General features: G+C 33.0%; 10 protein-coding genes and 1 other RNA gene. 7 read left to right on the top strand and 4 right to left on the bottom strand.

Translation table 11 applies throughout. From position 1 onward, the window contains the following. Positions 1-308: 308 nt before the first annotated feature. The 3 genes from fsa to ffs all read right to left on the bottom strand — a co-directional run bounded on the left by fsa (position 309) and on the right by ffs (position 2105). A complete protein-coding gene (gene fsa / locus AC1EUY_RS01015; protein ID WP_480193632.1) occupies positions 309-962 on the bottom strand; it encodes a fructose-6-phosphate aldolase in 654 nt (217 codons plus the stop codon). A 157-nt stretch (positions 963-1119) separates the two neighbouring features. Beyond that, on the bottom strand, positions 1120-1923 hold the full coding sequence (locus AC1EUY_RS01010; RefSeq protein ID WP_480193631.1) for an SDR family oxidoreductase: 804 nt from the start codon (positions 1921-1923) through the stop codon (positions 1120-1122). Positions 1924-2006: 83 nt separating this feature from the next. Further along, positions 2007-2105: signal recognition particle sRNA small type (gene ffs, locus AC1EUY_RS01005), an RNA gene on the bottom strand. Between the two features lie 129 nt (positions 2106-2234). Between ffs and AC1EUY_RS01000 the strand changes: the two genes are divergently transcribed. From AC1EUY_RS01000 to AC1EUY_RS00975, 6 genes are all read left to right on the top strand, one after another. Further along, positions 2235-2750: a DUF4199 domain-containing protein gene (locus AC1EUY_RS01000; RefSeq protein ID WP_480193630.1), complete on the top strand. Its 516-nt coding sequence runs from the start codon at positions 2235-2237 to the stop codon at positions 2748-2750. A gap of 14 nt (positions 2751-2764) precedes the next feature. Then, positions 2765-3712 carry a glycosyltransferase family 2 protein gene (locus AC1EUY_RS00995; RefSeq protein ID WP_480193629.1) on the top strand — a complete coding sequence of 316 codons (948 nt, stop codon included), beginning with the start codon at positions 2765-2767 and terminating at the stop codon, positions 3710-3712. A 77-nt stretch (positions 3713-3789) separates the two neighbouring features. Then, positions 3790-5508, top strand: a complete 1719-nt coding sequence (locus AC1EUY_RS00990) for a phospho-sugar mutase (protein ID WP_480193628.1) — start codon at positions 3790-3792, stop codon at positions 5506-5508. After that, complete coding sequence (locus AC1EUY_RS00985) at positions 5508-7334, top strand: ABC transporter ATP-binding protein (RefSeq protein WP_480193627.1); 1827 nt, start codon at positions 5508-5510, stop codon at positions 7332-7334. The genes AC1EUY_RS00990 and AC1EUY_RS00985 overlap by 1 nt, the downstream gene beginning before the upstream one ends. A 13-nt stretch (positions 7335-7347) precedes the next feature. Next, the gene (locus AC1EUY_RS00980; protein WP_480193626.1) at positions 7348-7977 is read left to right on the top strand and encodes an NAD(P)H-dependent oxidoreductase; all 630 of its coding nucleotides are present in this window, start codon (positions 7348-7350) and stop codon (positions 7975-7977) included. Beyond that, positions 7977-9428: an aminoacyl-histidine dipeptidase gene (locus tag AC1EUY_RS00975; RefSeq protein WP_480193625.1), complete on the top strand. Its 1452-nt coding sequence runs from the start codon at positions 7977-7979 to the stop codon at positions 9426-9428. Before AC1EUY_RS00980 ends, AC1EUY_RS00975 begins: the two co-directional genes overlap by 1 nt. 50 nt (positions 9429-9478) lie before the next feature. Here AC1EUY_RS00975 and AC1EUY_RS00970 read toward each other — a convergent pair whose 3' ends face one another. Beyond that, the gene (locus tag AC1EUY_RS00970; RefSeq protein WP_480193624.1) at positions 9479-10798 is read right to left on the bottom strand and encodes a DUF937 domain-containing protein; all 1320 of its coding nucleotides are present in this window, start codon (positions 10796-10798) and stop codon (positions 9479-9481) included. Positions 10799-11170: 372 nt separating this feature from the next. Between AC1EUY_RS00970 and AC1EUY_RS00965 the strand changes: the two genes are divergently transcribed. Continuing rightward, the gene (locus AC1EUY_RS00965) at positions 11171-12778 is read left to right on the top strand and encodes a CTP synthase (RefSeq protein ID WP_480193623.1); all 1608 of its coding nucleotides are present in this window, start codon (positions 11171-11173) and stop codon (positions 12776-12778) included. Positions 12779-12790: the final 12 nt, after the last annotated feature.

The following is a 12790-nucleotide window of genomic DNA, read 5'->3' as shown; positions in this document are numbered from 1 at the left end:
TTTACGATATTGATTTATCACTAACTAAATATTATACTCCCCGTTGTGCATTTAGAAAAAGATTATTAAAGTGGTTTGCAAAGAATTCATTTAACTGATAATCATACAATTAAACACAATAAACGATCTTATCGAAAATTACAAAATTGTCTTGAATACTCTAAAATTAAGTTGTGCAGATTTAAATAGTTTTAAACAAATTAGAACACTTTAGTTAAGTAATTTAGAACTTGCTAAAAATAAAAAATCCTGCTTTGTCGGTTACAAGGCAGGATCAAGTTAGCATGACTTTTCCTCTTTCTGATACGTTAATTTCCTTTTTGGTAGTCGGCTAAAAATTTAGCCAATCCTATATCTGTTAATGGGTGATTTAATAATCCATCAATCGCTTTTAAAGGGCCTGTCATCACATCGGCACCTATTTTAGCACAATCCATCACATGCATGGTATGACGAATTGATGCTGCTAAAATCTGCGTATCAAAGCCATAATTATCATAAATGAGACGAATTTCTTGAATTAATCCGAGTCCATCCGTAGAAATATCATCTAAACGACCAATAAACGGTGAAACATAGGTGGCTCCTGCCTTTGCAGCTAATAGAGCTTGCCCAGCAGAAAACACTAAAGTCACGTTTGTTTTAATTCCGTTATTAGAGAAGTACTTACACGCCTTAACACCGTCACGAATCATTGGAAGTTTTACAACAATTTGAGGGTTTAAGCTTGCTAACGCTTCCCCTTCTTTAACCATTCCGTCAAAATCGGTGGCAATTACTTCAGCGCTTACATCGCCATCAACAATAGTACAAATTGCTTTATAATGATCTAAGATGTTTTGCTCACCAGTAATTCCTTCTTTTGCCATTAATGATGGGTTTGTTGTTACCCCATCAAGAATACCCATATCTTGGGCTTCTTTTATTTGGTCTAGATTTGCTGTATCTATAAAAAATTTCATCAGTTGTTTTTGAGTTGCGCAAATATACTTTAACAGCTTTGCAGTTCACAAATAGATAACGCACAACTTATTAACATGTTATACAAGTAACTATAAATTGAAGTAAAATGACTAAAAAATTAGTGCGCTAATCAAGCGCACTCTGTATCTTATAAACTCACAATTTATAATGATTCATAAGTAATTTTTCATAGACCTTGTCTGGTAGTATGCGCTTTAAAACGATAGAAAATTTTTCCATAAAACCGCCCACTTTATAATGCACTTTAGGATTAGAGGTTTTGATAATTTTAAAAATAGTTGCTGCCATCACCTCAGGGTTCATTCCTTTAGCTACATGAGCATCCATCAATGCCAAATTTTCGGCATATTTTTCTTTATAGGCAGATGTTTCATATACAGGCGTATGATAGCGTCCCGCAGCAATATTTGTTGCAAAATCACCTGGTGCTACGTTCGTAACGTTAATTCCAAATTCTTTAACTTCCATTCGAACAGCTTCCGTAACCAATTCTAAAGCCCCTTTGGTAGCCGAATACATCCCCCGAAAGGGCAACCCCATATAACCAGCAATAGAAGTTACATTTACTATCAATCCAGCATTTTGTTTACGCATTTGCGGTAACACTGCTTTCATCACATCTATAGCGCCGAAAAAATTAGTGTTAAAAACACGACGCATTTCATCGGTTGGGGTATCTTCAATAGGACCTGTAATGCCCATACCCGCATTATTTACTAAAATATCAAGTTTATTTTCTTTTTTAATAATGGTTGCGATTGCATTGTCAATCGACTTCACATCAGTAACATCTAAAGCCAGCATCGTAAAACTAGTAGTAGCCACTGTATCAGGATTTCTACTTGTACCATACACAGTCATACCTTTAGATGCTAAATATACTGCGATACTTTTACCAATTCCAGATGATGCTCCTGTAATTAAAACTACTTTAGACATGATAGCTACTGTTTAAGACAAATGTAACAAATTGAAGTATTGTGTTACTAATGAGATGATTTTTAGAAGTTCTTAAAAACTAAAAATGGCAAGCGACCTACATCACACCGCTACGACCTAATACCTTTGCTGCATTCCTGCCCTGGAGGATTCAAAGGGAGCTGGTTGTGTAGGACTTGCCGCTGCAAAGTTACAATCAATTTCTAATTTTCCTACTGTTTTTATAGTTTTTTAAATTGCAAAAATAACTATAAAAATAAGTAGCTAATACTTAAATAATTATATTTGTTCAACTCAAAAAATTCAATTCAATGGAAAATCAACAACACACACGATCTACAGCATTAAATTATGGCTTAATACTAGGTGGCTTATTTATCCTTATTAACGTAGTAAAGTATGCTATGGGTAAGACTTATGAACAAGAATGGTACAGCCAAGCAGCTGGAGTTCTTTTACTTGTAGCATTTGTAATACTAGGTATCAAAGAATTTAAAAAGAGAAATAATGGCTTTTTATCTTTAGGGCAAGGACTAAAAACTGGAGTTGGTATCGCATTGATAAGTGGTGCACTTTTTTCAGTGTATATGTTTGTTTTTGCAAAATTTGTAGAACCAGATTTTGTAGAGCGCGTTGTAGAATTACAAAGGGAGCAAATGTTAGACAACCCTAATTCTACTGAAGAAATGATTGATAAAATAGGAGAAAATACTAGAAAATATTTCTACGTATTCACCATAGGTTGGATTATGATCTTTAATATATTTGTCGGTTTTGTAGTATCTTTGATTGCTTCTTTAGTGATGCAGCAAAAAGAAGAATATTAAAACAGAATCAACTCATGAACATATCGGTAGTAATTCCACTACTTAACGAAGAAGAATCTTTACAAGAATTACATGATTGGATTGCACACGTGATGCAGTCCAATCAGTTTTTATATGAAATTATTTTTATAGATGACGGTAGCACAGATACTTCTTGGAAGATTATTGAAGAATTAACAAAAACCAATAAAAATGTAAAAGGCATTCGTTTTCAAAAAAATTATGGTAAATCACAAGCTTTACATGCAGGTTTTATAGCAGCGGAAGGAGAAGTTGTTATTACCATGGATGCTGATCTTCAAGATAGCCCAGATGAAATACCCGAATTATATGATCTTATCGTTAAAGAGAATTATGATTTAATCTCTGGATGGAAAAAAAAGCGGTATGATTCGAAACTAAAAAAGAACCTACCTTCAAAATTATTTAATGCAGCAGCCAGAAAAACATCTGGTGTAAAATTACATGATTTTAATTGCGGACTCAAAGCCTACAAAAAAGCAGTTATAAAAAATGTAGATGTTTATGGCGAAATGCATCGGTATATACCTGTATTAGCTAAAAATGAAGGATTTGAAAAAATTGGTGAAAAAGTAGTACAACATCAAGCACGAAAATATGGCGTTACTAAATTTGGCATGAATCGTTTTATTAATGGTTTTTTAGATCTTATTTCGATCTGGTTTTTATCTCGATTCGGTAAAAGACCCATGCATTTATTTGGGCTTCTTGGTAGTTTGATGTTTTTTATTGGCTTTCTTTTCGCATTATATTTAGGTATTGATAAACTTTTCTTAAACCCTTCAGGTAGATTGATAACAGAAAGACCACAATTTTATATCGCCTTAACAGCAATGCTTTTAGGTACACAATTATTCTTAGCTGGGTTTATTGGAGAATTAATTTTAAGAAGTAAAAGAGACAATACACATTATAAAATAAGTCAAACAACGAACTTATAATTTTATCTCTGTTTAAACACTAAAAATGCTTTTTACTTTTTAGTACATTTGCTTAATAAAATTTAGGAAAAGAATTTATGACTAACGAACAAATCATTGCAAAGGCCAACACTTGGCTTGATTCCCCTTTTGATACTACTACCCAGCAAGAAGTAAAAACACTACTTGAAAAAAATTCGAAAGATCTATTTGAAGTTTTTTATAAAGACCTTGAATTTGGTACTGGTGGTATGCGTGGTGTTATGGGTGCAGGCACAAACAGAATAAATAAATATACACTAGGTAAGGCTACACAAGGATTGTCTAACTATCTTAGAAAATCCTTTCCAGAAAAAGAGTTAAAAGCTGTTATTGCTTATGATTGTAGGCATAATAGCAAGGAATTTGCAGCGATAGTCGCTGGTATTTTCTCAGCAAATAATATTAAAGTCTATTTATTTGAAGACTTACGCCCAACCCCAGAATTATCATTCGCAGTGAGACATCTTAATTGTGATGTGGGTATCGTGTTAACAGCTTCTCATAACCCTCCTGAATATAACGGCTACAAGGTGTATTGGAATGATGGTGGGCAGATAGTACCACCTCAAGATAAAGAGATTATTAGCGAAGTAAATAGTGTTGCATTTTCTGAGATCAGTTTTACTGAGAATGAGATTCTGATAGAAAAAATAGGGAAAAAAGTAGATGCTGAATTTATTAAAGCATGTGTTGCTAATGGAACCTTTAACGTTAAGAACAGAAGCAATTTAAAAATTGTTTTTACACCACTACATGGCACTTCGGTAATGGCAATTCCGCAAGCTCTAAAAAAGGCAGGGTTTTCTGATGTAAGCATTGTAAAAGAACAAAGAAAGCCTGATGGAGATTTTCCTACAGTAAAGTCACCAAATCCTGAAGAACCTGAAGCATTACAAATGGCTATTGACCTTGCCAATAAAAATAATGCTGATATTGTAATTGGTACAGATCCAGATTCTGATAGGTTAGGTATTGCTGTAAGAGACCTTAACGGAAACATGTTACTCTTAAACGGAAATCAAACCATGAGTGTAATGACCGAATTTTTAATTGAGCAATGGTATCAATTAGGAAAACTAAATGGCGCTCAATTTATTGGCTCAACCATCGTATCAACCAATTTAGTAGCAGATATAGCAAAAAGCTATAATGTAGAAACTAAAGTTGGGCTTACAGGGTTTAAGTGGATCGCCAAAATGATACGTGATTTTGATCATTTAGAATTCATAGGTGGTGGTGAAGAAAGTTTTGGATATATGGTAGGAGATTTTATTAGAGATAAAGATGCGGTTACTGCAACGTTATTGGCATGTGAGATTGCCGCAAATGCTAAAAACAATAATTCTACTTTTTACAAAGAACTTGTAAATTTATATTTAAAACATGGTTTCTATAAAGAGCACTTAATTTCTTTAGTGAAAAAGGGAGCAGATGGCGCTCAAGAGATAAAACAGATGATGACAGATTTACGAAATAATCCTTTAAAACAATTAGACGGATCTAAAGTTGAATTATTATTTGATTATGATACATCTATCTGTCAAAATTTGATTTCAGGTGAAAAAACTGACATCAATCTGCCAAAATCTAACGTTTTAATCTATCAAACGGAAGATGGCACAAGAGTTGCCGCTAGACCTAGTGGAACCGAACCTAAAATAAAATTCTATTTTAGTGTGAATCTTCCATTAGATGATATCGAAAGTTTAATGCCTACTGAGCGATTATTAGAACAAAAAATTCAGCGCATTATCAAAGAAATGAAGTTAGATTAATGAACTATTTTAAAAGGATAATTCGCTTTGCCTTACCCTATAAAATTTATGGAGTTTTAAATATTATCTGTAATATTTTCTATGCCTTATTTAGTGCATTATCATTTATGGTACTTATGCCTTTATTACAGGTGATTTTTGGGAAAGATGCTGAGAGAGTTACTGAAAAACCTGTGTATAATGGTATTACCGAAGCAGGTCAATATTTTAAAAACAGTATAAATTATTACATCACCGATATCGCTGGTGATGATAAATCAAAAGCACTTACTATTGTAATTTTATTGGTGATTGTGGTGTTCTTATTAAAGAATCTTTTTAATTACTTAGCCATGTATTTCATTACTTTCTTAAGAAATGGCGTGTTAAAAGATTTACGAAATGAGCTCTATAAAAAAACCGTTGCGTTGCCTTTATCTTATTTTTCTGAAAAAAGAAAAGGCGATATTATGGCAAGAATTGGTACCGATGTTCTAGAAATACAACACTCATTTTTATCGATTTTAGAACTGCTATTCAGAGAGCCATTAACGATTATCTTCACCATTATTTTTATGCTTACCATTAGTGTTAAGCTTACCATATTTGTATTTGTGTTTATACCTATTTCAGGTTTTATTATTTCACTCATCGGTAAAAGTTTAAAGCGAAGATCAACAAGGGTTCAGAAAGAGCAAGGCACTTTTCTATCGATTCTAGAAGAAACCTTGAGTGGTTTGAGAATTATTAAGGGATTTAATGCAGAAAAAAAGTTTAATACTAAATTCCAAGATTCTACATCTCGATATAATAAGTTTTCTAATAGCCTTTTAAATAGAACGAATTTAGCAAAACCTACTAGTGAATTTTTGGGTATTGCTGTTATTGCTGTATTATTATGGTACGGAGGTAGGTTAGTATTGGTTGAAAAATCACTTGATGGTGAATCGTTTTTAGCTTTTATGGGGTTAGCTTATAACATTTTAACTCCTGCAAAAGCTATTTCTAAAGCATCCTATAGCTTGAAACGCGGTAATGCTGCTGCAGAAAGAGTTTTAGAAATTATTGAAACTGATAATCCTTTAAAGGATGCGCCAAATGCTTTAGAAAAAGTTGATTTTAATACTAGTATAAAATTTGAAAACGTATCTTTTAAATATGAAGATGATTTTGTATTGAAAGATTTTTCATTAGAAATTCCAAAAGGAAAATCAGTGGCTTTAGTAGGTCAATCTGGTAGTGGTAAATCTACTTTAGCGAATCTTGTAACACGGTTCTATGATGTTAATGAGGGTAAAATTACTATTGACAATATCAATATTAAAGATCTTACCAAAGAGTCTTTGCGAAATCAATTAGGAATTGTTACTCAAGATGCTATTCTTTTCAATGATTCTGTAAAAAACAACATGTTATTAGGTGTTGAAAATGCTAGTGATGATGCTATTATTGAAGCTTTAAAAATTGCTAATGCATACGAGTTTATAAAAGAATTGCCTCAAGGTTTCAATACCAATATTGGTGATGGTGGTAATAAGCTTTCTGGCGGTCAAAAACAACGTCTGAGTATTGCCAGAGCTGTTTTAAAAAATCCACCAATAATGATCTTAGATGAAGCCACCTCAGCTCTAGACACCGAGTCTGAACGTTTGGTTCAAGATGCGCTTGAGAAAATGATGCAAAACAGAACTTCATTGGTCATTGCACATCGTTTATCTACAATTCAAAATGCAGATAGTATTGTGGTTATGCAAAAGGGAAAAATTGTAGAACAAGGTAAACATCAAGAACTATTAGCCAAAAATGGCATTTATAAAAAGCTTGTTGATATGCAATCTTTAGCTTGAGAATCTATACGCTATGAATATTATTGAAAGCCTAGAATGGCGTTATGCCTGTAAAAAATTTGATAGTCAGAAAATCGTCTCTGACGATGATATAGAAACACTATCAAATTCCTTTAATTTAACAGCTACATCTTTTGGTTTACAGCCTATAAAGATGTTAATCATTAAAGATAAAAAACTACAAAAACAATTAGTTGAACATTCTTTTCAGCAAGAGCAAGTTTATAATGCTTCTCATTTGCTCGTAATTTGTATCCATGATTATTTTACACTTGAAGATATTGATGCGTATTTCGACCTAGAAAAGAAAATTAGAGGAACTTCTGAAGAAATCTTAGGTAAATACAGAACACAGTTAAAAGAACTATTTAAAAACAAATCGACAAACGAAAAACAAAAATCGGCTATCAACCAAGCCTATATAGCTTTAGGAAACTTAATGACTGTATGTGCCTTACAACAAATAGATGCTTGCCCAATGGAAGGCTTTAATGCACAAAAATTTGATGAAATTTTAAATTTACGAGCGCAAAATTTAAAATCTGTGTTATTATTACCTATCGGTTATAGAGCCGATGATGATTTTATGAGTACACTTAAAAAAGTAAGAAAACCAATAAATGAAACTGTAATTACCATATAATGAGTCAAGAAATAAGAAACCTTCAACCCAAGCCACTTTGGAATAATTTTGCCAACTTAAATGCTGTTCCACGTGCTTCAAAAAAAGAAGAACATGTTATTCAATTTATGGTCGATTTCGGAAAAAGATTGAATCTTGAAACAAAAGTAGATGCTGTAGGCAACGTAATTATAACGAAACCAGCTACCCCTGGCATGGAAGATCGAAAAACGGTTGTTATGCAATCGCACTTAGATATGGTACATCAAAAAAACAATGATACCAATTTCGATTTTGATACACAAGGTATCGAAATGTATGTTGATGAAGATTGGGTAAAAGCTAAAGGAACCACACTTGGCGCTGATAATGGTCTTGGGGTTGCTACCATCATGTCTATCTTAGAATCAAAAAATATCGTTCATCCTACGATAGAAGCATTATTTACCATTGATGAAGAAACGGGCATGACAGGAGCATTAGGTTTAGAAGGCGGATTATTAGAAGGTGAAATTTTGTTGAATTTAGATACTGAAGATGATGATGAAATTGGTGTTGGATGTGCTGGCGGAATTGACATTACTGCAACAAAATTGTATGTACCTCAACAAACCAAAACCAATGTATCGGCTTATAAAATTTCTGTAAAGGGATTACAAGGTGGGCATTCGGGAATGGATATCCATAAAGGTTTTGGAAATGCCAATAAAATGATGAATAGAATTTTATTTGCTTTACATGATTTAATTGATATTGCTGAATTAGACGGTGGTGGTCTCAGAAATGCCATTCCAAGAGAAAGTAATGCTGTTATCACTACAGAAAAACCAAAAATAATAGAAGAGCAATTCTATGAAATTGCTAAAGCTATCATAGATGAATATACTACTATTGAAAACGCTCTAGAAATTGAATTAGAAGAATGTATAACACCAAACTTTACACTTTCTAAAAAAGATCAAGATTCGCTTCTAAAGGCAATTTATACAACACACAACGGCGTTTTTAGAATGAGTCCAGATATTGAAGATTTGGTTGAAACTTCAAATAATGTTGCCCGAGTATTGGTAAAAGATGGTGAAATAAAAATTCTTTGCCTTACACGAAGCTCAGTGGAATCGGGTAAACAAGATTTAGTAAATAGTATTACAACTGGGTTTGAATTGGCAGGGTTTACAGTAACTACTTCAGGTGCTTATCCTGGTTGGAAACCGAATCCGAATTCAAATATATTAAAAGTACTCACTAAAAAATACAAAGAACTCTTTCATGAAGAACCCCATGTAATGGCCTGTCATGCAGGATTAGAGTGTGGTATTTTAGGGCAAAATTACCCGAATATGGATATGATCTCTTTTGGACCTACCATAAAAGGAGCGCATTCTCCTGACGAAAGAGCAAGTATTAGTTCTTCTCAAAAGTACTGGAAATTTGTATTAGAAATTTTAAAAGATATTCCTGTAAAAGCATAAAAAAAGCAGCTAAAAAAAGCTGCTTTTCGTTTTCGTTTTTCGTTTGCTGATTATTTTTTTGTAACTCTAGCAGAAACGCGTCTGTTTAATTGTCTGCCTTCATTAGTAGTATTATCAGCTATAGGGTGTTCTTGTCCATAACCTTCAGCTGATAAGCGTGAAGCATCTATACCTTTCGAAATTAATGCTTTCATTACCGAAGTTGCTCTGTCTGCTGATAGTGTTTTGTTGAAAGCTGCGTCACCTGTATTATCAGTATAGCCACCAATTTTAATATTTACAGAAGGATATGCCTTAAGTATAGAAGCAACATAATCTATCTGATTCATTGAACGATCATCTAAATCTGCTGAACCCGTTTTAAATAATACACGACGCATATCAAACCAAGTATCTTTATCAACCTTTTTATCACTTTCAATAAAATTAACTAATTTCGATTCAAATCCTTTTGAAGGTATTATTAACTCAGTACCATCACTTAATTTCCTTTTCACGAATTCTCCTAAATATTCAAATCCAGCTACAGTTTTACCAACTAAATCTGCTCCTGCGTTGTATAAGGAATTAGCATCATCAACAACATTGTTCACCACCTCCTCAACTTCTTCTTTAACATCAGAGGTTACTTCTTCTACTTTATCTTCTACAGTTTCTGCATCACCTTTACAGTTTTTCATAGCATAAAAAGTGAGTGCTGCTAATGCTGCAATTAGCAATAACGGCAACCATTTATTACCTCCTTTTTTCACCGTATGTTCAACATCTTCCATAGTATCTGAAACTCTAGTTCTTGCATCTGATGAATCAATAGGGTCTAAATTACTTAGTGAATTTACTCCTAATGCGCCTAACATATTGTCCATAAATCCAGTGGGAGCTTCTTTTTTAATATATTCTGTTTGACCGGAGAGTAATTTCTTGAGTGCACCAACACCACCTTTTCCTACTTGTTTACTTACAATACTTAATAAAAAGGGTAAACCCATTTTAAGCAAACTTGATGCAGTACCAGATTTTAAACCTACGGCATTTACAATTAAATCTGTTACGCTACCTAGTTTATTACCAAAAATAGAGCCTAGTAAATTACCACCTAAATCCATTAATCCACTATTAGAGCCTCCAAAAAGCCCCCCTAGATTCCCTAATAGATTATCACCAAATTGAGAATTAGTGACCATTCCTAATAAATCAGAAGCTCCAGAAGGACTCCCAGCTTTATTCATTAATCCGCCAAGCAATGTTGGCATAATATATTCCATACTAGATTTTGTTGTATCAGCACTTTCGCCTAAAAAAGAGGCAGCTGAGCCAATTAAATCATCAGATAAATAACCTTTAGCAAGGTCTAATAAATTTACAGACATAATTTTTAGTTTTTTTTTAGAGCCCTAAAGTTAACGATTTTTAATTATATGTATTTAATAAATAGCGCTAATAAGAATACATTTTCTTTTAAAACTCGTTTGCTAAGTATAAACAGCTAAAATGAACCAGTAGTTATTAATATTTTTGAACTGACCGCTAATTCCTTAAAAATTGAATTTGATTATCAAGATGAATTGATCTTTCAAGATTTTTTTAATAGTGTACCAATTACCATACATACCAAAATAAATATGCCTTTTACAAAGTAATAAATACAATGAATTACTAGAAATCTAAAAGAGGTAATTTTTTCCTCCTTTTTCATTTGCCATAAATTTTAGAGTTTGTACTTTTGGCAAAACCTAATAGCAATGAAAAACACCAAATACGTTTTCGTTACTGGAGGCGTAACTTCATCACTCGGTAAGGGTATTATTGCAGCGTCTTTAGCCAAACTTTTACAGGAGCGAGGATATACTGTAACCATTCAAAAACTAGATCCGTATATAAATATTGATCCAGGAACTTTAAATCCCTACGAGCATGGAGAGTGTTTTGTAACTGATGATGGTGCCGAAACTGATCTTGATCTAGGTCACTATGAGCGATTTTTAAACATACCAACTTCTCAAGCAAATAATGTAACTACTGGTAGAATTTATCAAGCTGTTATTGATAAAGAAAGAAGAGGTGATTATTTAGGAAAAACAGTGCAAGTTATTCCTCATATAACAGATGAAATTAAAGAACGTGTTCAACTCATTGGTAATACAGGTGAGTTTGACATTGTTATTACAGAAATTGGTGGTACTGTTGGTGATATTGAGTCTTTGCCTTATGTAGAGTCTGTACGCCAATTACTTTGGGAATTGGGTGAACATAATGCTATTGTAATACACTTAACGTTAGTTCCGTATTTAGCAGCAGCTGGTGAATTAAAAACAAAGCCTACACAGCATTCTGTTAAAATGTTAATGCAAAGTGGTGTAAACCCCGATATTTTAGTTTGTAGAACTGAGCATCATATTTCTAATGAAATTAAACGAAAATTAGCATTATTCTGTAATGTTAAACAAGAAGATGTAATTCAATCACTCGATGCAGAAACTATATATGATGTACCCAACATGATGTATGAAGAGGGCTTAGATAGTGTTGTGCTTAAAAAATTGCAACTCTCTTCAGATGATAAGCCTGTTTTAAATAAATGGAACAACTTTTTGCAACGTCACAAAAACCCTAAAAATACTGTAGAAATTGGATTAGTTGGTAAGTATGTTGAATTACAAGACGCTTATAAATCTATTTCTGAAGCTTTCATTCATGCGGGTGCTACAAATGAAGTTAGTGTAAACTTACATTGGTTACATTCAGAAACCTTGCAAACGTCAGATTTAAAAAATCTGCATGGTGTATTAGTGGCTCCTGGTTTTGGTGAACGCGGTATTGAAGGTAAAATTGATGCTATTAAATATATTAGAGAACACAACATCCCTTTCTTAGGTATTTGTTTAGGTATGCAAATGGCAGTGATAGAGTTTGCACGTAATGTTGTTGAGTTATACAATGCGAATTCTACAGAGATGGTCAATGATACAACCTATCCTGTAATTGATCTCATGGAAACGCAAAAAAATATTAAAAATATGGGAGGTACCATGCGTTTGGGTGCTTGGGACTGTAAATTAGATAAAAAATCTAAAGTATTTGATGCCTATAAAATGGATATGATAAGTGAACGTCATAGACATCGTTATGAATTTAATAATGATTATTTAGAAGAAATTACAAAAGCAGGAATGAAAGTTACAGGCGTAAACCCAAAAACAGGTTTAGTAGAAATTATAGAATTACCCTCGCATCCTTGGTTTGTAGGTGTACAATACCATCCAGAATATAAGAGTACCGTATTGAATCCCCACCCATTGTTCGTATCGTTTGTAGAAGCTACATTAAAATATAAAAAAAGCCTCGACTAAAAATCGAAGCTT

The sequence above is a fragment of the Maritimimonas sp. 2210JD6-3 genome, from assembly GCF_056591795.1.
Note: the sequence above shows the minus strand (reverse complement) of the source record. Positions and strands in the feature narration are given on the sequence as shown.